General features: G+C 35.9%; 20 protein-coding genes. 2 read left to right on the top strand and 18 right to left on the bottom strand.

Annotated features, from left to right (window positions below):
* Nucleotides 1-165: 165 nt before the first annotated feature.
* On the bottom strand, nt 166-900 hold the full coding sequence (locus ODR02_RS14005) for a hypothetical protein (protein WP_209785845.1): 735 nt from the start codon (nt 898-900) through the stop codon (nt 166-168).
* A 491-nt stretch (nt 901-1,391) separates the two neighbouring features.
* Here ODR02_RS14005 and ODR02_RS14000 point away from each other — a divergent pair, with 491 nt between their 5' ends.
* Complete coding sequence (locus ODR02_RS14000; protein WP_209785846.1) at nt 1,392-2,183, top strand: DUF2490 domain-containing protein; 792 nt, start codon at nt 1,392-1,394, stop codon at nt 2,181-2,183.
* A gap of 120 nt (nt 2,184-2,303) precedes the next feature.
* Here the strand turns inward: ODR02_RS14000 and ODR02_RS13995 are convergent, their stop codons facing one another.
* Both ODR02_RS13995 and ODR02_RS13990 read right to left on the bottom strand, forming a co-directional pair.
* On the bottom strand, nt 2,304-2,999 hold the full coding sequence (locus ODR02_RS13995) for a hypothetical protein (RefSeq protein WP_309513351.1): 696 nt from the start codon (nt 2,997-2,999) through the stop codon (nt 2,304-2,306).
* Nucleotides 3,000-3,359: 360 nt separating this feature from the next.
* Nucleotides 3,360-4,892, bottom strand: a complete 1,533-nt coding sequence (locus ODR02_RS13990) for a M20/M25/M40 family metallo-hydrolase (protein WP_309513350.1) — start codon at nt 4,890-4,892, stop codon at nt 3,360-3,362.
* Nucleotides 4,893-5,133: 241 nt separating this feature from the next.
* On the opposite strand from ODR02_RS13990, the gene ODR02_RS13985 reads away from it, so the two are divergent.
* Nucleotides 5,134-5,721: an FMN-dependent NADH-azoreductase gene (locus ODR02_RS13985; RefSeq protein ID WP_309513349.1), complete on the top strand. Its 588-nt coding sequence runs from the start codon at nt 5,134-5,136 to the stop codon at nt 5,719-5,721.
* Between the two features lie 263 nt (nt 5,722-5,984).
* On the opposite strand, the gene map is transcribed toward ODR02_RS13985, so the two are convergent.
* The 15 genes from map to ODR02_RS13910 form a co-directional block, all read right to left on the bottom strand.
* Complete coding sequence (gene map / locus ODR02_RS13980; protein WP_309513348.1) at nt 5,985-6,749, bottom strand: type I methionyl aminopeptidase; 765 nt, start codon at nt 6,747-6,749, stop codon at nt 5,985-5,987.
* A gap of 816 nt (nt 6,750-7,565) precedes the next feature.
* Nucleotides 7,566-8,012, bottom strand: a complete 447-nt coding sequence (locus ODR02_RS13975; RefSeq protein ID WP_309513347.1) for a hypothetical protein — start codon at nt 8,010-8,012, stop codon at nt 7,566-7,568.
* Nucleotides 7,993-8,262: a hypothetical protein gene (locus ODR02_RS13970; protein ID WP_309513346.1), complete on the bottom strand. Its 270-nt coding sequence runs from the start codon at nt 8,260-8,262 to the stop codon at nt 7,993-7,995. The genes ODR02_RS13975 and ODR02_RS13970 overlap by 20 nt, the downstream gene beginning before the upstream one ends.
* Before the next feature lie 185 nt (nt 8,263-8,447).
* Nucleotides 8,448-8,939, bottom strand: a complete 492-nt coding sequence (locus tag ODR02_RS13965; RefSeq protein WP_209785853.1) for a hypothetical protein — start codon at nt 8,937-8,939, stop codon at nt 8,448-8,450.
* Between the two features lie 6 nt (nt 8,940-8,945).
* Nucleotides 8,946-9,353 (bottom strand): hypothetical protein, encoded by a 408-nt coding sequence (locus tag ODR02_RS13960; protein ID WP_309513345.1) that lies wholly within the window; start codon nt 9,351-9,353, stop codon nt 8,946-8,948.
* A 53-nt stretch (nt 9,354-9,406) separates the two neighbouring features.
* Nucleotides 9,407-9,940: an RHS repeat-associated core domain-containing protein gene (locus ODR02_RS13955; RefSeq protein ID WP_309513421.1), complete on the bottom strand. Its 534-nt coding sequence runs from the start codon at nt 9,938-9,940 to the stop codon at nt 9,407-9,409.
* 419 nt (nt 9,941-10,359) lie between these two features.
* Nucleotides 10,360-11,412, bottom strand: a complete 1,053-nt coding sequence (locus ODR02_RS13950; RefSeq protein ID WP_309513344.1) for an RHS repeat-associated core domain-containing protein — start codon at nt 11,410-11,412, stop codon at nt 10,360-10,362.
* Between the two features lie 70 nt (nt 11,413-11,482).
* Nucleotides 11,483-11,974: a hypothetical protein gene (locus ODR02_RS13945; RefSeq protein WP_309513343.1), complete on the bottom strand. Its 492-nt coding sequence runs from the start codon at nt 11,972-11,974 to the stop codon at nt 11,483-11,485.
* Between the two features lies 1 nt (nt 11,975).
* Nucleotides 11,976-12,935 (bottom strand): RHS repeat-associated core domain-containing protein, encoded by a 960-nt coding sequence (locus ODR02_RS13940; RefSeq protein ID WP_309513420.1) that lies wholly within the window; start codon nt 12,933-12,935, stop codon nt 11,976-11,978.
* Nucleotides 12,936-13,121: 186 nt separating this feature from the next.
* Nucleotides 13,122-13,580, bottom strand: a complete 459-nt coding sequence (locus ODR02_RS13935) for a hypothetical protein (protein ID WP_209785858.1) — start codon at nt 13,578-13,580, stop codon at nt 13,122-13,124.
* Nucleotides 13,570-14,511, bottom strand: coding sequence for an RHS repeat-associated core domain-containing protein (locus ODR02_RS23595; protein ID WP_408916038.1), 942 nt, complete (start codon nt 14,509-14,511; stop codon nt 13,570-13,572). Before ODR02_RS23595 ends, ODR02_RS13935 begins: the two co-directional genes overlap by 11 nt.
* Nucleotides 14,512-14,738: 227 nt before the next feature.
* Nucleotides 14,739-15,185 (bottom strand): DUF6896 domain-containing protein, encoded by a 447-nt coding sequence (locus ODR02_RS13925; protein WP_309513342.1) that lies wholly within the window; start codon nt 15,183-15,185, stop codon nt 14,739-14,741.
* Nucleotides 15,169-18,609: a DUF6443 domain-containing protein gene (locus ODR02_RS13920; protein WP_309513341.1), complete on the bottom strand. Its 3,441-nt coding sequence runs from the start codon at nt 18,607-18,609 to the stop codon at nt 15,169-15,171. Before ODR02_RS13920 ends, ODR02_RS13925 begins: the two co-directional genes overlap by 17 nt.
* A 5-nt stretch (nt 18,610-18,614) precedes the next feature.
* Entirely contained in the window at nt 18,615-21,776 is a 3,162-nt protein-coding gene (locus ODR02_RS13915) for a hypothetical protein (RefSeq protein WP_309513340.1), read from the bottom strand.
* A 7-nt stretch (nt 21,777-21,783) separates the two neighbouring features.
* On the bottom strand, nt 21,784-23,406 hold the full coding sequence (locus ODR02_RS13910; RefSeq protein WP_331835654.1) for a T9SS type A sorting domain-containing protein: 1,623 nt from the start codon (nt 23,404-23,406) through the stop codon (nt 21,784-21,786).
* Nucleotides 23,407-23,633: the final 227 nt, after the last annotated feature.

Raw genomic sequence — 23,633 nt, 5'->3', positions numbered from 1 at the left:
ACTATATACCATTTTTTATTTCATCATATCCTGAGTTTATTTTTTTCTAATATGGGAGTGAGTGACATTCATAAAGTATGGGAAGATTTTCAGTTAAGAAACACCACCAGGAGATACATTTACTATTTTTCAAAATACATCTATATCTTTCAATATTTTAGAATATTAGTTAGACTCATACAAATAAACATGTATATTTCCAGGTATAAACTCTAAATTCTTACTTGCATTTGGTCCTGCAGAATTTTGTCTATTACCAAAAAGATTAACATTGTAAGTCCCTACCGGCAGATTTTTGTATACAAATGATTTAAAATTAGGATTTCTACTATCAGCAAAAAGCGTTCCACTTAATATTAAAAGCTGGGAACTTTGCACGGATATTTCCGTAGCACCTTGTGTTATACTCGTTTTAAGAAAATAAGCTATAGCAGATTGATCGTAAAGCTGATAAGAGTAGGCATCTACATCCAAGTAAACAACAACAGTATTAACTGGTTTAGAGATGGTCACCCCAGCCACTGTTCCTAAAAGGACACTTACATTAACTTGACTTGAAGTCAAATAATTGTAAGTGGTTACAGCATCCTTAAATAATTTCAACGTATAAGTGTTAGATGGTATTAAATCACTCACATTCTTCCATATGACTGGATTTCCTGCTCCTTGAGATACCAAAACCTGATTAGTGAGTCCGGGTGATCCGGCTGTGCTAGCTGTACCTCCCAGATTAAATTCATTGGTCACCTGAAGTGATCCGTTAACATGCAGCGTCTTTTGAGGGGTTGGTGTATTAATTCCAACATTACCAGCCTGCGAAAAGGCAAATCCGGAACAAAACGTTAAACCTATCGACAATAAATGTCTGATACTTTTGTAAGTAAATTTTTTTTCTTTCATGGTAAATCTTGTTAGAAGGTTAATATTCTATATTACCTTACAAAATTAATCATGACCCTTAGTTTCATTATAAAACTACATACATCTGATATACAGCATAATAAAATTTGCATACATCTCATATACATCATTTTTAAAAAAATCAACTTAAAAATACCAAGTAAAGCAAACAATACCACAATTCATCCGTTATACGATTTTATCTCAACTTCAATAGCCATATAACATTCTTTCTTTCAACTTATTCTGATTGTATTTTTTTCTAATATGGGCTTTCCTTTACTTCATTCCCAAATCTATCCTAAATCAAGTGTTTATTTTGTCTTGTTTTTAAACAGTATTACAAGATTTTGAATAAACATCCTATGAATAAAGCCTCTAATTTTGTGACCACGAAGTATTCTCTCTGCGTATCAACGGTATTCATTTCCATCTTATGGTTTCGCAGTCATTTGAAATTAACAGGAAAACAGTTATCCACACTATTGAGCATGAAGAAATTTTTTGCAGGATTATTTTTATTGGGATGTATAGGAACATCGGTTAAAGCACAGATCAGTCCACCTGGACTGGGAGATGCCAACAATGCATTCTGGGGAGCTTTTGGAGTGAAGCAACAGCTTGATTCTCTGGGCAAGAAGCAGGCTTTGAGCTATGTTGCCATCGGGAGAAAAAGCAATCCGGATGATCATCATTTATTTTCAAAACAAGCGATCATTGTGTTGAATCATGAAGCCTACCATTCCTTTGCTCCCCACCAGCAGTATAGTTATGCTTTGAGCTACCGCAGGCAGCCCCAGTATGAAAGTACAGCCCCTTATGATAAAGAAAATACGGAACAGGAATTCAGAGTTTACGGAAGATATGCCTACACTTTTGATCTTGGAAAAAAATGGAAGCTAAAGAATACAGTACGACAGGAATTCAGAAAGTTTTATGACGCAGGCTTTCATAAAGTAGAAGAAGATTTTCAGTTGAGAACCCGTATTAAGAGTCAGCTTACCTATAATTTATCTCCTAAAAACAATCAGAAGCTGGCTTTGAGTGCAGAAGCATTGTTTTCCATAAGCCATCTCAATGAGCCGGATGCTGAGTGGAGCTCATTTGGATATCGTGAAATGCGTATTGCCGCTTATTATATGTTTACGATTCCTAATTCTCCTTTTACCGTAGATATAGGATATATGGATGATCTGATCAGGGACAGCAGAAGTATTCATCACGGAGGTGTTCACTATCTGGCAGCAGACCTGATCTGGAATATTCCTTACAGAAAAAGATAACAAAAAGAGTCATCCCACCTCTTCAGATACAAAATCCCAGTCATCACTGACTGGGATTTTTGATTGAAAAACATAAGTTTTTCCGCAATATAATTAAGTATGAATGTTTGGTGTAAAGTTTTAGTTGCACAACGTCAAAAACTGGCGGCTCATCTGTACGCTGAATTTTGCTTCTGCTCTTGAGCGTGCATAAATCGTATTTTTAAAAGCATGTACTGTTTTCAGTTTCCGGTCTATGAATTCTGCAATTTGCACCACAGAAAAAAGAAAATCTCTGTATACCGCCATATTCACGGTCTGACCATAATAGGGAAGATATGCCTTTAAAAAAGGAATTGCTTTCTGATGGCGGTTGTAGCTGATACAATACCCCACTCCTTCCATTGAGGTAATAATCGTATAGTTATTAATATAATCCTGAATATTTTTGCTGCCATCCAGTGCCTGAGCATTTTTTGAACAAAACTTATTGATCTTATCCAGAATATGCTGGGCATACTCCATCATGGAAATATTTTTAAATTCAAAGACCTGGTTTATTCCGTTGGACGGTGGAGTTCCGTTTTCACAATCAATGCAGAAAGAAATCCCTATTTTTTCATGGTAGGGGAAAAAGCAGTCTTTCACTTCAATGGAAGCATCCGGCTTCAGCCTGTTATCTCCAAAACTGTAATAGACATACGGACTGTAAAGATCTGCTAGGGCGTTCAGATAATCTGTTTCGCTGGTATTATGATATTCTTCAAACCATTTTTCAAGGGTATCATAATAGTTGCTTTCAAAGTCGTTAAAGTTTAAGTAAAATGGCAATTCCATAGCTCTGTAATTTTGATATGACAAAGCTATATTCGTAAAGCGACAAAACTTGACGCAATATATTTTTTTGTGAAAAAGATTGGGAGGTGGTTAAGTCAATGGTCAATTTTTACTTCGCAAAGTCAATCGTCAATCATTATTAACGCTAAGCTTCGCAAGGTTTGTTAGCAACGTTTTATATTTTGTTCGCAAAGGCACTTCGTTCAGCCAGGACCTCAGTTTACACATTGCTGAGTGAAACGCCTCTGCGATCGAAAGAAATTAAACATCATAAAAAACTTTGTGAACGCTGCGTTTAATAATATGCTAACTTATATTAAAATTTACAATCGAAGCAAATTCATCAGTCACTATTGACATTTATTTGTCATAATTCTTCATCAGATACTCAAAGTAGTGGATCATTTTCAGATAATTTTCAATGCTAAGGTACTCATTGGTACTGTGAATACTTTGCTGTTCAGCGCTGTTGATTTTAATGGGCATAAATCTGTAGACATTCTTGCTTACAATCTCATATTTGGCAGCATCCGTCCCTGCCATGGTAAGATAAGGGGTAACAATCGCTCCGGGATGAATTTCTTTAACTCCCGCTTCTATCATTTTAAAAGCTTTTGTATTGGTGGAAGAAATAGCCGAAGCTTCTCTTGTATTGTCAATTTCTTCTACCTCAACATCAAAGCCTTCAGTCGCTTTAGCAATATGGTCACGGACATCTTTTATGGAATTTCCGGGAAGCAGTCTGAAGTTCACCACAAATTCCACTTCAGGAGAAAGTACGTTGGTACCGTCACTTCCTTTCATCATGGTTAATGCAGTAGTTGTTCTTACCAAAGCATTGGTTGTATTGTTTTTGGTGAGCTGTGAAATCAATACAGGTTTTAACAGCCATTGATTAGCGAGTGCCATTCTTGTGGTAAAAGGCATTTCACCGCCAATATTATTAAAGAATTCTTTGATTAAGGGCGTGATAACAGGTTTCATCTGATGATCTTCCAGACGCTGCATGATAACCGCTGCTTTTCCAATGGCACTTTCCATAGGAGGCATTGAGGAATGCCCGCCCAGTCCTTTTACTTTTATTTTTGCCGAAAGAAATCCTTTTTCTGCACAGCCTACCACAGCCACATCAGTATCTATTCCTGCGACATTTCCTTTTCTCATAATCAGTCCGCCCTCGTCGTAAACAGCATCGAATTTCAGTCCTTTCTTCTTAAAATAATCTGCAATCTGTATCGCTCCTTTTTGTCCGCCTACTTCTTCATCAAAACCAAAAGCCAGGTAAATATCACGTTGTGGAATCTGTTTATTTTTAATCATAGAATTCATGGATTCCATTAAGGAGAACAGCATTCCTTTCATATCTATGGCACCTCTTCCATAGATTCTTCCGTTGGCAACAGCACCTGAGAAAGGTGCAAAATCCCAATCTTCCGCAACCTTTGAAACAGGCTCCAACGGTTTGTCATTGGGACGGAATATATTTTCTTCATTATTTTTAATGTCTGCATCTCCGGGAGGCACCACATCCATATGGGAAAGGAATAAAATAGGTTCCAACGCAGGATTGCTTCCTGTAAGCCTGAATATCAATCCATATTGGTTGACTTCAACATTTTCCGTATTCTGATATACTAATGGGTAAGAGGCTTTTAAATAGGTTTTGAACTGATCAAACGGTGCATAATCAAATTCTCCCAAACTGCCTGTAGAAACGGTTGGAACTTTTATTCCTCCGGAAAGCCTCATGACTGCAGAATCATTTTTTAGAGGTTTCCATCCATCACCTGTTCCGAGATTATTTTTCTTAAACGGGTAAGTATAGGTTTTGATCAATACAACAGCAGCCAAAACAACAATGATTCCCAAAAGGATTAAAAGAAATTTTTTCATAGCAGATAGTTTGTGAAGTGATTTTATTCTATAAATATAGCAAAGTATTTGGTCTTTAACAATTTTACCCAAGATACCTCCCTTCTGTGTGAAACTAAAAAGACCGTCTCTGAAGAAACGGTCCTGATCATGTCATCAAACATTTATTCATCAATCCAGAATTATTAAAAAAACTCCTCTTCAACAATTTTTTTGTCCCCTTAAAGAAGGGATGATCGTCATGAAGACAAAATAGTTTATTATGAAAAATATTCTGCACATTATTTCCAGCGCAAGAGGAGATTTATCTTACAGCAACAGGTTGAGTTCAGCCCTTCTGGAAAAGCTTTTACAAAGGAACAAAATCAATAAAGTTGTTGTACGGGACTTGGTGAAGGATCAGCCACCGTTTGCTGATGAAGTGTCTATCCATGAGTTTTATAAACATCCAGAATTATATGATGAACACAGTAAACAGCTCCTTTCGTATGCCAATACAATTGTGGACGAAATCCGTGAAGCCGACATCATTGTCATTGGGACACCTATGTTTAATCTTGGAATTTCAACTCCCTTGAAAGCATGGCTGGATCAGCTGATCCGGGCCGGAGTTACTTATGTTTTTGATGAGCAGTGGACTCGTGTGGGACAGTTTAAAGACAAAAAAGTGTATCTAGCAATTGCTTCCGGCGGAAGAAGTGTTGAAGGGGCTCCGGATTATATTTCTGATTATCTCAAAGATGTCTTCAGAAGTTATACGGGAATTACGGATGTTGAAACGTACCGCATGGAAGGAACTATGGAGCATGGTTTTATAGCGAATTATGAAAGTGTTCTGAAAGATTTTTGATAACCGACTGTCTTAATTATTGTAAACGCAAAGTTTTTAATTATTAAATCCTGATAATAAGGGAGCGAAGAAGGAATCAACAAGTTGATCAGATGAAGCTTGGGGTTGAATGGTGCTTATGGTTTTGTTTTTAACGCAAGGGCGCAAAGATTTTTATTCTGATGTATCTTGTAAGGCGCAAGAAAATCAAAGATTTTCAGCAAGGAAATTAAGATAAAATCTTGGCGCCTTTGCAATTTATCAACGATGCAATGAGCAACCTTTTAATTCAGTATCTCGTTCATTTGGGTTAAGATGATGGGTTTTCCATCGGTGACTACAATGGTATGCTCGTGCTGAGCCATATAGCCGCCCTTGTTCCCTACCATGGTCCATCCATCCTTTAATTCTACCGCAAGATGGGAAGAGGTTGCGATAAATGTTTCAATAGCAACGACAGAGTTTTTCTTAAAACGTCTCGTGTCATAACGGTTCCTGTAGTTCAGCAATTCGTCAGGCTGCTCATGTAAGCTTCGTCCTACTCCATGGCCGCCAAGATTCTTAATCACTTTTAGCCCTCGTTTCTTGGCTTCCGTCTCCATTAAATGCCCTATATCTGCTATTTTCACACCGCCTTTGATATTATCGATGGCTTTTCTCAGAATATCTTTAGAGGCCTCTACCAGCTTCTGATGTCCGTGAATATCTTTTCCAATCACAAAAGAACCTCCGTTATCAGCCCAATATCCATCCAGTTCTGCAGAAACGTCAATATTAATCAGGTCACCTTCCTGCAAAACCCTCTGATCCGTAGGTATACCATGGCAGAATTCATGATCCACACTGATACACGTCCAACCCGGGAATCCATACGTAATATAAGGCGCTGATTTTGCTCCGAAACCCTCCAGTATTCCCGCTCCATACTCATCAAGATCTTTTGTAGTCATGCCGGGTTCAGCATACTCTATCATCTTTTTCAAAGTATAGGCAACGGCTTCACTTACTTTTTGCATTCCGATCAACTGATCTTCGTTGGTGATTGACATAGTTTTGTTTGTTATTGAGAACTACAAAGTTAGGAAATTGTAGGAGGATTATACCTATCAGCAAATCTTATTATCATTGATGATTGAAAAAATACGATATCCAGACCCTTTCCTATGATCTGATACCCCTTCACCAACCCCCTCTACCCCCTTAGGTAAGGGGGTCTACCCTGTTCGACAAGGGGGTAAAGGGTGTTCAATAAGGGGCTGGAGACCGGTATGGAACAGGCTATAGCCCCTTGATGAAGTGGGTGTAGAGGGTTGTGGAAGTGACTGGAGGGACTTCTGAAGGGGTTGGAGACCGTTTATAAAGTAGTTCCCGACACTTGATGAAGGGGCTCGAGATACTTACCATAGTGCCTAAAGGCAGTTTTGAAGGGGCTGGAGACGGTTTATAAAGTAGTTCGTGGTACTTTAGCCACTAGAATTATAGTGGTTTTTATTCTAGGTAAGGAGAAGATCCAGATCTCAATATATTATTTTTGAAGTCTCCCAGAAAATATAAATAATATCCAAAATAGACAACCAAAAACAATATCAAATAGGAGGTTAAATGAATTTGTTTTATGAGGGGTTAGATTACTAAAAAGAAAATCAATTATTATTATAACTCCACAAAACTGTAATAAATATATAATTGCTCTTATAATATTTCTACTCTTCATTATGATTCTATTTTTCTCAGCATATTCATAGTGATCCTGTACTGGTAAATATAGCGGTTTTGCAGGATAAAAGAACAAAAACCACCGCCATTGCAGTGGTTTTGTTTTATTTGTGGACACGAGCGAGACGCTCGTGCCAACGTGGGAATATTTATCTACAAATAGGAATTTGTCCATACAATGTACTATTTTGTAACTCTACAACATAATCTTCATTTGAATGACAATATTTTTTCTTAAACTTCTTTTTATCTAAATTATAAATTCTAACAATTAAATACGGCGTGTCTAATATTAATCCGCCCATAATATTTATATTATAATTGTAGTCTTTATCAATATAATTTGAGTATTTAAATTTTAAAATAAATTCGTCACCTTCAATAAACTTTTCATCCAATTGAATTTCTTTACCTACAGTATATGTAAAATTTCTTACACTATTATTTTGTTTTTTATTAATAAAACTTATAGGTAATCTGTCAATAATAATATTATCATCAATGACAATTATTAAATTCATTTTACTTTGAGAAAAACATAATAATGAGCAAAACATTAATAAAAAAAACATTACTCTATTTCTTAATTCCGCCATTTTCATAATTTGATAAAATGCTATTTATTGCTTTAATACTTAAATCCATTGTTTTTTTACCCGTATTATCATAAAATACAGCTCCTTGTTTATTATTAGGATCTACCATAGAACCATCTGAATTTAAGTTCAATTGGTTACGTTCCAAATTACCAACAATAATATTAGTTTCATAATTTGCGAATGCTTTTATATCATCAGCTGAAGGCTCTGTTGCTGTAATAGTATAAGATTTTCCTCCTTCTAGCAAAATTCAATTAAACATTAAGGCTCTACAGATTGGTACAAAGCTGGTTACCATCCAAAGTTTAAAAGTAGGAAAACTTATAGTATAAACAAACCCTTGCAAGAGTGCAAGGGTTGTTATTTATTTAACTTTGGGCACGAGCGAGACGCTCGCGACAGCGGGGGCAATCGTGCGGGAGAGCTAGTCTTTTAAAATCCAGAAGTCCATAAAAGTTGATTTAATTCCACTTCATCTATAATAAAATTTTCTGAATGATCTCTAAATCCAGGTTGCTCTTTTAATTGTTCGACAATATTTTGAACCATGGCTAAATTTGAAAAAACACCTATAATTCTTTCATCATCCGTGAAAGTATCTACAGTATATACATGGCTAACATTAAAGATAGATTTTAAATTTTGCACTATATAAGTATCTTCAGTAATTAAATCTTCTTCAGGTAAATAATCTCTTCCTATTTCGCCTGCTACATTATGAAATCCTGTATTCCAATGTACTTTATTTAATTCATTTTTTTTAATTGTAAAACCATCAGGATAATCTTTGAATCCAGAAAATTTTGACGCAATATTTTTTATTCTTTCTAATTCTTTTAAATCATCAAAAAAACCTAAAAGTTTACAATTCGTATGTGATTCGTCTGTATAAATATGTTCAAGAGTGTATATAAAATTTTTCATTTAAATTTATTTTTTCTTTGGTAATTCGAATCCTCTATCTCCCCATTTCTTTATTTTATTAAATTCAGAACCAGGTCCTTTACTTGCTTTACCTTTATTCCATTCTCCTTTACCATACTGACCATCTAATACTCTCTCCGCAAAAGTTTTCCCATCTTCATCCACATAGGGGGCCTCTCCTTGCTCTTTTGCCCATGATGGAACATCTTTAGCGGCTTCTTTTCCTGTTTTACCACTAGCAGGTACTTTTTTCTCCTTTGGAACATCTACGCCATTAACATCCTTATCTTCTTCTGCACTATCTTCGGTATTCATACTTCTGTAACCAGCACCGGGATCTGCAATGGTAGTATATCCTGTACTAGGCGGTGCAAATTGGTTATATGTCCACCAAACTCCAGCTCCTATTAACATTGCACCAGCTACAATATCTGCTAGACCTGGTACTGGAGAATCAGCCTGCGAAACTAGTAAAGCAGCATAGCCAAACTACCGGGACCAGAATCACCGCTTTTAGCTTTTCCAGTAAAAGTAACTTCTTCAATTTGTATTTCTTTTACAGCGGTGTTCGTTTCAGGTTCATAAACATACATATTTTTTGGATCATTAATGTATGATTGAAATTGCGGTGTATTTGGACAAGTAGGACACGTTGCTAATTCTCCTTCCATACCTGTAGGATCGTTAAAACTAATTGGATTATTCCAAACATAACTGTAGGCTTCGTGAGTGTATTGACTTCTTGGGTCTATTGTTCCAAACCGTCCAATATCCGGCATGTAAAATCTCGCGCCATAATCATACATACCCGTTTCCTGCAACTCTTTCCCATTGTACTTATAGCTGTAATATCCTCCAAAAATAGAAGTACGAAGCATTCCTTCAATATGGTTTAACCCAAATGGATAGTAGTTATTGGTGTCCGTAACTTCAAGAGCGCCTTCGCTGTTTTTTGCAAAGCTTACTCTGGCATTGCCAAGGTGATCTCTGTACTGGTAAATATAGCGGTTTTACAGGATAAAATAAAACCACCGCAATTGCAGTGGTTTTGTTTTTATTTGTGGACACGAGCGAGACGCTTGCGCCAGCGGGGGGGGGTATTTTATCCAATGTATACGAGATTCTCAATTATAATTTCATTTTAAATAAACTCCCTTCAGAAAGAAGAAGTAGAATAACAATAACAACAGAGGAATACATAATAAAGAATAAAGGAGCTTTCCTTTATTTAAACTATTCTTTATTATTACAATGATTGATATTAATATACCTATTATATTCAAAGGAAATAAAATAAAAAAATTTATCTTATTACTTAATGAAGAATATGGATTAAGCCATTTCAATAAATCAATGAATATAAATGCGGAAAAATTTAATAAGAAAATAATAAAAGATATGATTGCTAAATTTTTGATATTTATTTTTTCCATCCTACTCTGTTATAATTATATCCGTTAGTAACTGCTCTTTGATCGGATTTAGAATCCGGTCCTTGACGTGAAATATATCTACTTCTTATATCTGCTCCATTCTTTAAAACATCCAAAGGTGCTCCAATCATTTGAAACCCTTTCCCAGTCATAAAATTACCTGCATCATAAACATTATATAATGTATTATTGCCTTCAAACTTTACAAAACCTCCTGTTCCATCAGTAGTAAATCCATTTGGAGGACTTGGGGCAGGATAGTTTCCTCCGTCTGCCACAACAGATGTCATATCATCTGCAAAATCAAAAGAACCTCCTGAGCCTCCTAATGAACCCATATACAGCATCCAAGGTGCCATAATATATGATTGTTCTCCAAATGCCTGAAGATATTGAGAGGTATCTTTTATATCTCCAATTCCCAACTGATTAAAATTGTCAGCCATCTGTTGTGCTGAATATGGTGTAAATAATCTAATTTCCGCATCTTGCAATTCGTAATCACTCATTGTTCTTGCGTATTTAGCAACATCATCTAATTGTGCTTGATCAAAATCAGAATCATTAGTATTTAATTCATTTCCGGATTCATCAACAACAATATGAGGACCTTCTTGTATTTCTACTTGAGTTACATAACCTTTTGCATTAACGTGAATAATGTCCTCATTTTGTCTTCCATCCGGATCAATAAAACGTAAAGGATTATTAAAAGCATAGTTGTATGGGTTCCATCTTCTTGATTTCTCCGCCAATGGATCGACAACTCCCCATCTACCGATATCCGGCATATAAAATCGTGCTCCATAATCATACATACCCGTCTCCTGCAACTCCTTTCCGTTGTATTTATAACTATAATACCCTCCAAAATTAGAAGTACTAAGCATTCCTTCAATATGGTTTAAACCAAATGGATAGTAGTTATTGGTATCAGTTATTTCAAGAGCGCCTTCGCTGTTTTTTGCAAAGCTTACTCTGGCATTGCCAAGGTGATCTTTGTACTGGTAAATATAGCGGTTTTGCAGGATAAAAAACAAAAACCACCGCAATTGCAGTGGTTTTGTTTTTATTTGTGGACACGAGCGAGACGCTCGCGCCAGCGGGGGATTATTTGCTACTATTTTTTAATTCCTTCCATCCAATATTATAATAATTAATATCTTGAATCAGTCTTTTAAAAAAGATTGATTCATAATTACTATTTTTCATACATATATAATCAAGTGGAAATCTCCTTTCTATAAAGGATTCATTATTTCTAACTTGATACATGAGCATAACTCCATCAGTTACTATACATTTATCTATTCCATCATCGTCTTTAACCGGATCTTGTAACCAATTATTATTTTCATAATTTATTTTTTTTTCGGACACTATTTTTCCTTTATTTAAATTATAAACAATTATACTATTATTTGTATAACTCCACATATATGAGGATTCAAAATTCAGTGAACCTAATGTAAAAATATTTCCATTTTTATTGTATAATGAATTGTAGAGTTGTTTGTTTTTTGAAATAACATCATTAGATTTACGTCCTGTTTGGCATGAAAAAAAAGATGTAATACACATTAAAAAAAATATATACTTCATATTATCTAATATTTAAATTATTCATTATTGATTGAACGAAATTAAGAGTTGCTTTAATACCTGCATTTTTCCAATCATCATAATTTACATTAACAATATTGCTTTCACTGTTATAATAAGTAACATCATTTGTACGAGTTCCAACTACAAATGCATTACCATTATATCCTCTTTCTTCTAAGAGACTTTGAACACCATAATCAGCATCTGAAGGAGTCGAATGACCTAATTGATTGGGAGAAATAATATTCACAAGAACATCTGGGTGATCATGCCAGTACATTTCTAAAGTTGATGCATCTTTAGGTAATCCGCCTTTAAATACACTCATAGAAGCTTCAGTAACAACTTGGTTTTTGTCATTATAATATTGTTTTGCAGGTCCTCCCTCATTACTTCTTATAGTGCTATCATCACCTTTAAACGCATAGCCTCCATTTTCGTGACCTGATTTTTTAGTATCGGCAACAGATTCTATAACTGACTTTAACCTTCCGCCAGTAGGGATATGTGCAACGTTTTTATTTTCAGATAAATTTCCATCATATGCTTGACCTCTTTTAGTAGCACTCTCTACTCCTCTTTTAACATTACCAGTTACTATGTATGCTTTTCCTGTATTTTTACCATCATCACCAATCAAACTCAATCTATTATTCCAAAAATTCCTACCATAAATAGGATCAATAATTTGTCTTCCATCTGGATCAATAAATCTTGCTGGATTATTCATTGCATAATTGTATGTTGACCATCTCCTATATTTCTCCGCCAGCGGATCAACAACGCCCCATCTTCCAATATCCGCCATATACATCCTCGCACCATAATCATACATACCCGTTTCCTGCAACTCTTTCCCATTGTACTTATAACTATAATATCCTCCAAAATTAGAAGTACTAAGCATTCCTTCAATATGGTTTAAACCAAATGGATAGTAGTTGTTGGTGTCTGTAATCTCAAGAGCGCCTTCGCTGTTTTTTGCAAAGCTTACTCTGGCATTGCCAAGGTGATCTCTGTACTGGTAAATATAGCGGTTTTACAGGATAAAAGAATAAAACCACCGCAATTGCAGTGGTTTTGTTTTTATTTGGCCAGCTCAAAGTCGGGAGACTTTGTGCAGCAGGAGTTACATTTCATATTATTATTCAAGTTTTGAAAAATCTGGACTTGTAATTACGACATAATATTCTTTATTATTTTTATTTCCTCCTGAATATCTCTTTTTGTAAATTTTACTACTTTTATTAAATATATTGATAATAATATATTTCTGATTTAGAAATTCTTTGGGTAAAGAAAATATATACTTTTGCGCTAGTGGAAGTTTAGGTAAAATCGTTTCAAAATTAACATCAAAATTTGATGATTTATCATTTATAAGTTTATTATAATTTTCATCAGATAGATTAATCGTACCAACAATATAATTCGCATCAAGTAAGCCCACAGAAGAAGAACTAAGTCTTAGATCATTTACTATCAAACAAGGTTTTTCATCAATCATAATTAAAAAATTAATTTTTTTAATTTGAGAAAAAAAATAACTTGAAAAGAATATAAACAATAGTAAAGTATATTTTTTAAAAAATTTATTTTGCATTTCTATTAAGGATGTTTGTAATTACTTGTTTAGTTAATGTCATTATAGGTTTAGATATATTACTTCCTCTATAAACCGCAGCTCCTACATCTCTGTAATCTTTATACGTACCATCAGAATTTTTTATCACATTAGTTCCGTCGTATTTTTGCAGTCTACCTACAATAATATTTGTTCCCTTACCTGAAAAAGTTTTATCATCAACTCCTTTTGTAGGAGTTAAAGCGTCAAAAGGATAAATCAATCCATTACTTCCAACAAAAATACCTGCAGGATGAAGATGTATTGTTGTATGAGTAGTAGCCGTAGTTGGTACTAAGGCAGGAGCTGTTCCAACATCATTTGCATCGATCGTAGGTAATGGCCCGGTTTCCCCTCTTAATATTACGTTGTCTTCCGAAATTGAAGAACTTTCTTCTCTAAACCCACCATTTGCATCTCCTCTAGCCAAAACGTTTAAAGATTCTTGTAATGCACCATCATCAGGAACAATCATATCTCCATTTAATTCATTTAATTGATTTAAAGCAATATTTCCTCCTTTTTTTTCCGCCGCCTTTATTGCTGATTTATCCTTTTTATTAGTAATCATTAAAACTCCTGGATCAGTTGTTCCATCTGTTCCAATCTTTTTTCCTTTTTCATCTACATAATCAATAGGATCTCTTCCATCTGGATCAATAAACCTAATTGGATTATTAAACGCATAATTGTAAGGACTATGACGAGTCATTTTCTCCGCCAACGGATCTACGACGCCCCATCTACCAATATCCGGCATATAGAATCTCGCTCCATAATCATACATTCCTGTTTCCTGAAGCTCCTTCCCATTGTACTTGTAACTATAATACCCTCCAAAATTAGAAGTACTAAGCATTCCTTCAATATGGTTTAATCCAAATGGATAGTAGTTGTTGGTATCGGTTATTTCAAGAGCGCCTTCGCTGTTTTTGGCAAAGCTTACTCTGGCATTGCCAAGGTGATCTCTGTACTGGTAAATATAGCGGTTTTACAGGATAAAAGAATAAAACCACCGCAATTGCAGTGGTTTTGTTTTTATTTGTGGACACGAGCGAGACGCTCGCGCCAGCGGGGCAGTGGTTGTGATTGTTATTATTTTATCACACGAAAGGATTCCGTGTAGCAGTAATCGAATTATAAACTTTGCAAAGCCGTGAAATTTGTTTGGTAAATATTCCAATTAATTCCATCTGTAATTAACCAGCTCACAATATTTGCAGTAATCAAATCGGATAAATCTTTCTTTAACATACTATCATCTATAATTGTTTGCATGTGATTAGTTTCAATAAAGTTTTTAAATTTCCAAAAAGAAAATTTGATATCATATTCATTTAAAGGAGCTTTATCATATTCACAAATGATTCCATTTTTCTCTATTGTAAAACCTGAGCCATGACATATATAGTTATATGTAGCAACGGTTCCCTTTTCATACTTTCGTTCAACCAGATAACTCCAAATATTTATATCTTTTGGAATATCGTATTCTTTTTTTAACACACTCTCAAAATTTACTATGAAAATTAAATACTCTTCTAATAATTTCTTCGTATTTATATCTTTATTTGAATAATCCACTATCAATTTGTTTTACTTTATCTTTAAACATTTGCATTGCTTTTTGTCCTGTGACTTCAATAACTTCTAAAGTCTTATTTTCTTGTATTGCAGCCTGTATCCTATGATGCCCATCTAGTATATATCTTTCACCATCTTTTAAATAAACAACAATTTTTTCACCATAAATGCTGATATCTCCCTCTTTCATTAGTTTAGCTAGTTTTTGTACTTTCTCTGTACTTTGAGCAGCTATTTCCGTTGATTTAAAAGCCTCTAAAGCTTCTTTACTTGCCAATAAATATTTTAATTCTCCTGCACCACTAATATATTCTAATGGTCCAGCTCCTCCTATAGGCTTTACCATTGAGATTTTACCATCCCTAGCCACAAGATAAGTTAATCCCCCGCTTTCCCATTCTCTATCATAAAAATGAGACCAGAATGTATTAATAGGAGGAAGAACTTGAGGTTGAGCATCGTGTTTTCTCTTTTCTTCTTTAAAAAAAGTAGCAATAGGATTTATAACATGTTTTTGTATCCAATTAGATTTTTTTCCAGTTAAAGTTATTTCTGCAATTTCTGTTACTTTTTGCCCATTTCCTTTTTTACTAGGAGGATCTTCCTCTGTTAGCCCAACAGGATCAACAAAATTAACTGGATTATTAAAGCTATATCTAAAAGGTGAAAGCTCTTGATATTTCTCCGCCAGCGGATCAACAACGCCCCATCTTCCAATATCAGCCATATACATTCTCGCTCCATAATCATACATTCCTGTCTCCTGCAATTCCTTTCCGTTGTATTTATAACTATAATACCCTCCAAAATTAGAAGTACTAAGCATTCCTTCAATATGGTTTAAACCAAATGGATAGTAGTTGTTGGTGTCTGTAATCTCAAGAGCGCCTTCGCTGTTTTTTGCAAAGCTTACTCTGGCATTGCCAAGGTGATCTCTGTACTGGTAAATATAGCGGTTTTCTGTGAAACTGTAAAATCCTTCAGCGGTGGGTACAAAATCAAGCTTCCATTCCGGAGTTATAACAATACCGGAAAGGGTATTGATATTTTTATAGGCCTGTTCTTCAAAAGCTGTTTCCGTTCGGCATTCCAGGCATATTCCCCCACCTTCACGATAGGTATACTGGAAGCCATCCAGATAATCGGTCATCGTAATGCTTGTCTGTCCGCGTGGCGGAGCACTGGAATAGGTTTTGCGAAGTTTTACCCCATCTGCACGGTAGAGATAATCCAGCCCACTGTTCATAAAAAGCCCTGAAGGATTAGCCTGGGTAATGGCAAAGGAATCCGGTAAATTCAAATAGTTGTACTGTATCGTCTGAATTCCTTTATCCTTCATATTAATCATATTCCCGTTCAGGTCATAATCAATGGTATTATTTCCTCCTTCATAGCCTGTATCATTTAATGAGCTTTCAATAATCTGGTTCAGGCGGTTTCCTGTATATTTATAGGCAAGATCATCTACCAGCGTAGAGGTTGCCCCAAAAACAGGGATCGCATTTCTTTTTAGAAATGTAATATTTCCGTTGACATCATAGGTCAAACGTTCATCAAAATTCTTGTTGTGCGGATTGGTTGTCTCCGGTTCTGCATATTCGGCATCAGTTAATCTATTCAGTTTATCGTAGGTATAATTGTACCTTTTCAGAATATCCTGTGAAGAATTTTTCCAATCTATTTCTGCAATATTTCCATTGTATTTCCCTGTAGAAACTGTAGAATACACAGGATTATTGTATTTTATCTCATACCCAAAAAGTTTCCCATTAAGATTCGCAGGATTATTGATCCTGGTCATCCAGCCCCGAATATTGTATTGATAATCTATGGTTTGTAATGGGGATGCAGCAGCTGTTCCTCCTACTTTCTTGGATTCCAGCTGGGAAATTTCATTGTATTTATTCTGAGCCAGATATTCAACAGGATTACTGCCCACCTGATGGGTATGGGTAAGAAGCCTGTTCTGAGGATCATAGGTGAATTTTTCTACAATAGCCTTTTCAGGATCCGAACCCAATCTTCTATGGTAGGTATTACTCTGAAGGACAACTCCTGTAAAGTCAAGTTTATTGTTAACGACCGTATAACCACCCAAATGGTTATTGCTTCTTGAACCGACATTTCTTCCTTTGGTATCATACCAGATAAAGTTACGCGTCCATTGGTCATCTTCTATATTTTTGATATAGGAAGCAGTAAGAAGTCCCTTGGTCGTTCTTTCCTGAGCCGGATTGTCCGTAAGAAGAGGCTGGGCAAATACATTGGTAACCGCTGAAGAGCCTGGTGGATAGGTATCATAATAATTAACACTTAATATCTGGCTAACATTGGAAGGAGTGGAAAGCTTCGTATAGTATACCGCCATACCGTTTAAGGTAAATCCCACCGCAGCCGTTCTGGTTTCATATAAAACAGTATTGACATTGGCACTGTTTTGTATTGAAGTCCTGTTGGCTGTATTATTTGTGATTCCGGTGTACAAGGTTCTTCCAAACTGATCATATTTGGTAAAGAGCCATTGCCCTTTTCCTTTAAGAACTGTATCCTGGGTCAGAATAAGCTGATCTGCTTTATTGTACACCATATATTCCCAGCCTTTTCCGGGTAGTTTCTTTTCTACCAGACGATTTCTGCTGTCATATTTATACTGGTAGCATAAATCGTTAAGCACCGTATTGGGATCTGATTCTATAGCCGCTTTGGGAGGGATGACAAAAGCCAACTGGTTATAGTCATTATAAACATAATAGGTATCGGCATTTTCTGTGGCATTGATAACTTTTCTGACCAGCAAAACCTGTCCCTGAGCGTTTTTAAATTCAATAGTTGGGTTGCCGTCTTCATCGGTAACTGTATTTTTATACAACTCTCCTGTTCCATAGGAGCCTGGTGCGAGTAATTTGGATTCAAAATTGGTATAGTTAAAAGTAGCTGTATATTTTTTAACGTCTCCAGTGACATTAACCTGATATCCAAATTGTACTGGTTTGTTAGCCCACGCATTTCCCACCTGTTTTTGTCCTAAAACACGGTTTAACGGAGAGCTTTCCAGAATTTTCTCTGAATAGATTTTCTCTGTACTATACGGGGTACTGCTTACATTGGCTAAGGGATTGGCAACAATGCCACCACTGAGCGTTCCTCCCTGAGGCACGGGCAGATAGTCCAACACCTGTCTCCCGAAACCATCATATACAATAGGGGTTACAACATCTTTTCCTAATGGAGAGGCTTTGACATTGACAATTTGTTTGGGTCTTCCCAATCCGTCAAAATACTGAACAGTTTCTGAGCTTTTAACATTCGCAAGCGTTGGATCTGATAAATACGTCTTTGAGTACACATAATTTTCGGTACTGGTAAGCTGCGCCTGGGCAGTTCCCATTACGAGTATTCCTATGGGGATTAATATTTTTTTCATCGGTTTTAGTTTTTATAGTTGTATTTCATCTCCTTCAACACTTTTCCGTCTGCATTCATCACTTTTTCAAGTCGGCCTGCTGAATCATAGATATAGTTTTCTCTGATTCCTGAAGAAGGAGTAATGCTTCTTACGCCAATCAATGGATCGTAGGTATACGTGGTCACCTGATAAGCAGATAATGAAGCGTTCATTCTGAAGGTATTCAATGCAGATAGAAATGCAGTTTCATCATTATTGGGAGCTGCTGAAGCATCGGTATTGGAAGCCGCAACAATAGCATCAATTAAGGACTGCTGGATATCTGTTAATTTCGCTCCGTCTATTTTCGCAATAGGCTTAGTTTGATTGTAACCCCAGACAATTACTGTTGAGATCCCATTTTTTGCAGTATATTGTTGTAAATTTCCTTTGGAATCATATTGATCGTAAGTAACCTCTGTAGAAGGATTATTCTGAAAATCATATGACAATACTGAGGTCGGAAGCAAGTTCGATGGATTTTCATATTTCGTTTCCGTTTTAGAAAGGCTTTGGGTGGCAGCTCCAATAGTTTGAGTGGTTTCCGTTTCTAAAGGAATTCCTATCATATTAGCATTGATCAGCTTTTGGTTGTTTTTTTCATGGGCATAGCGGTAAGCCGTTTTTTGTGTTGAATGATCAGAAAAATCCACATTTACAATTGCCGGATTGGTATGCCTATAACTATTGTCATAAGTATAACTGGTAATTTGACTAGTGTTATTATTATCAAAATAATCAGTAGTTGTCATCGTTTTCTTTTTTACCCAGGCAGATGATATTTCAAAACGGTCAACCGTAAAAGTATAATTACGTCCTATACAAACCCCGTTGGCATTATGAATTGCACAGGCAACAGATTTCACACCGATATAATAAGGTCTTATGGTAAGACTAGGGAATCCTGTACTATAATCATTCGAAAGATTATTGAAATGATTGTCAAATTCGTAGGTGTATGAATCCCTTTTAACGAGTCTATGTTGAGAGTCATAATATTTTCTATCAGTTAATACCCCACGCGCAAACTGATTATTGGCATAGGTAAAGATTGGATTTCTTGCATTTTTAGGATTGGTATGGGACAGATTCATATATTCATCTATTATCTCATAGCTTTCCGCATTGTTGTTTACATTTTTATTCCGGGTAATGACCTTATCATAAATCGTAGGCTTCCCGTTGATCGTACTAATATTAAAGTTTCCCGAATTACTGATGACCATTTGTTCACAGGTATATCCCATATCCTGATCCTCTGCGATCTCCTGGATATAAGAATATTCAATATCATCTGCCATATATCTTCCTGTAGATCTATTGTTTTCATCCCTGTAAATAAATTCTGTTTCATTCGTCAGCATCCCTGCCTCATTTTTCGTTATTTTCTGAATTCGTATTCCCCCAACAGATTTATTGTACTGCTTGGTTTCTGAAACTTTTTCGTACCATTGGGCATTCAGGGTGGCATAGTGGCTGCTGCTGACATTTCCTACCTTTCTGATTCTGATTTTATAGGAAGGTTTTATGTTTTCCATAAATTCATATTCTTTATTGATCAGAAATGTTCTTAGAACGGTATTGTTATTATCCAGAAGTTCCCCTACAAAATGTGGTCCCTCAGGTAAAGAGCCTTCCGGACCTTCATTTGGATTGGCTGTACTTTGAAAGGTAATTTTGAAGTCAACGGTATTTCCATTGGTATTAACATTAAATATTCCGCCCAGCATTTCAAGATTTGAAATAAGAAAGTCTTTTTTTCCTATTTGAGTTTCAGCCCCTTCAAAATAAAAATCATCCAGTTCGTATTGCAGTCCCATTTTACCGCCTGTAGGATATTGTATTTCTTTTAAACTTCCGGAAACAGCATAGTTAATATCAGGATTTTTATCATCTCCAAAACCGTAAATTTTATCGCCATATGCAACAAAAGGGATTCCATGATTGGTTAATTTACCATTATAAAAACCTACAAAATCCGTCTGATCTGATAATCTGTTAGGGAGTGGATTATTTTCATAATACTGAAGTTTATATTTTGAATTATCTTTCAGATTTACCACTTCTTTTAACTTCAGTCTTTTCATCAGATATGGAATTTCAGAATCATATCCAGGAGCTGATGGAGAGTCCGTACTTGTAAAATACTCTTTTACCAGATTATACTCTGATACCAGTGCCTGCTGGGGATTTCTAACTTCTATTTTATTTAAAGAAAGTCCATTATTGATATCCTCACGATTACCATACACGAACTTTACTTCATTGCCTTCAAATTGAATACTCTGTAATACACTTTCAGAAAGTACATTCGTTTTGGTTACAAATTCTTCATAGGTTGTACCATTCTGGTATACACATGCTCTTGGAATTTTAAGTCCTTTGTAAAAGTTATTCAAATAACTATAGTTACTTGCCTGATAATTAAACTTTATTTCTTTCCCTGTTGGCAAAAGGATTCGGGTAATAATAAAATCAGTATTACTAAAATCATTAGGGGCAGGAGCACTTCCCCCCACAGTTTGGGTTTGATTTCCTGCTTTGAAATAATACTTGATGCCCTGATCATCAGTGAAAACAAAGGAATCTTCTATTTTTACAGTACTGTAGGGAATCTGAATAATTTTCCCTGAACTGTCATAATAAAACTCTCCTGAAGCACTTCCCAAAGAGAAGGAATAAATATCAGGCTGAGTATCAAGTGTTGAGAATTCCTCTTTGATACTTTTTGCCAGATCATAATCGTTAAGATTGCTTTGAACAGGATTGAAACTATCCGGGTTGATATACTGAATTTTACCTTTATCTTCACGCCCTAAAACCTGTTTAGAAAGCGACATTCCGCCCACAGATAAAGACCAGCCAAGACCTACCTTAGAAGCGGTTTCTTTTACCTTGACTCCTGAGGCGTGATATTTCAAAGAAATCGGAAGACTAAAATCTCCCACTTGTATGGTATATATTGGAATATCAATACCAATAGTTCCGGTATGCGTAGATGTCGGAATATCCGTATGCTTTGATAGCTGGCTGGCATCAGGTGATTTTATAGTCAGATTGTATTTACTCTCCTTTGGATCTACAGATTGGGAATAGCCCAAAGCACACCCGCAGATAATCAGAGAAGCTGCAATTATTTTTTTCATCGTGTTATTATTTTTTAATCAGTTTAGCATTCGCCGTTTTGTTGGTATCTGTTTTTATCGTCACCAGATACGCTCCCTGAACCAAAGCCTGGGTATTGATTTTCGTTACTCTGTTCTTGGTTTTTATACTTTGTAATTGTCTTCCACTCATGTCATATAAAAGAATATCAGCTTCCTTGAAATCAAAACCAATTTCTACGTAGGCATAATCTGATACAGGGTTTGGATAGATTTTGATATCATATTTTTCAATGAGCTGATCCACCTGTCTATCACCCAGTTTTACGATCTTCCAGTTTTCTTTCCCCAATTCTTCTGCACTGGTTCCGGCCAAAATAATAGAGCCATCTCGGTTCAGTTTTAAGTCGGAAAGCCTTTCTTCTTTTTGTCTGGATTCTCCTTTCACGTGTTTTCTCCACTGCTCATTTCCATTCTGATCCAGATAGAGCATCCAGAAGGTTTCGTCATCAGTCTGTATTCTTCCTTCAGCCTGGGTATAACCTCCCAGCAGGATTCCTTTGGAAGATTTGTCATCTGCAGAATGAAGAACACTCATACCCATTAAGATATCCCGGTTCTTGAAATTGTAGGATTTCTGCCACTGTTCATCCCCTCTTTCATTTATGGAAATCAGCCAAAGGTCTGTTCCTTCTTCCAGTCCTACGGTTTTATTGCCTGATCTTTCTGATCTGGACTCTCCACCAATGATAAAGCCAGTTGAAGCCAGCGCCAGGGTTCTGATGTGGTCATCACCTTTGCCTCCAAAGTTCTTTTCCCATTCTACTTTTCCATTTTTGTCTAACTTAACAATCCAGTAATCGCCTTCACCGAAGTTGTCGCTTTGCTTTGAGGTTGCAGATAGTAGGTTATGGGTTGCAGTTCTGTCAGACGGAATATTAGTGTTAGTCGTTGATTGCTGATTATTTGTTTTAACAGATGTGCTTCTTGAATAAATTCCAAGCAATGCGCCGCCGTCTTTCGTGGGAATCATCTTTTCGACTTCATCTAAGCCTTTTCCACCTAAGATTAATTGGGATAATTCTTTTCCGTTTTTATCCAATTTTGTGATCCAGACATCTTTGGAGCCGTAGCCTTTTGATGAGCTCTGTACATTCCCGGCTACAAAGAATCCTAGGTCTGTAGTTTGAATGACTGCTCTGGCCTCTTCATCGGAAGAACTACCTAAGGTTTTCTGCCATAATTCGTCACCAAATTCATTGATTCTAATTAACCAGATATCGGAGCCTCCTTTGGAATCTTCTTTTTTATCAAGCCCTTTTCCTGAGTATGATGTTCCGGCTAGTAAAAATCCGCCATCCTGAGTGGTAACGGTTGCGGATAAATAATCATGATTGGATCCTGAAAAATATTTCTCCCAGACTTCCTGTCCCTGCTGGTTGAGTTTTACCAGATGGAAATCGTAACCGTTGTTTTGCTTACTGCCTAAAGCCTGCTGCTTATCGCTTTGAATAGAACTTCCGGTGATCAGATATTGCTGATCGATGGTGGTGGTGACCTGGCTTAGGAAATCCTGGGTAGAGGATTTGATGTCTTTCTGCCATACCACTTCCTGAGCGGATATGCCCAGGATTGTGCATAAGGTGAATGCACTGAGATAAAGTTTTCTCATTCCCGTGTTGTTTTTGAGTTAGTAATTAGTTTCTTAAAACTTCGCGAATTTAATACTTTTTAAGACACAAAAATTACTTTAATGTGGTATCCTGTAAATCATACTATTTATTATTTACTTTTCTTTATTTATAGTAAATTCAGCCTTATTCTGATGTAAAATTATTTATATGGAGCGACAAAACGTGTCGTATTAAAAATAAAAAGGGCCAATCCTAAAAGAATTGA

Source organism: Chryseobacterium sp. CFS2 (assembly GCF_036543225.1).
Taxonomy (GTDB): domain Bacteria; phylum Bacteroidota; class Bacteroidia; order Flavobacteriales; family Weeksellaceae; genus Chryseobacterium; species Chryseobacterium culicis_A.
The sequence above is the reverse complement of the archived record's forward strand: the minus strand, read 5'-3'. Positions and strand labels throughout refer to the sequence as shown.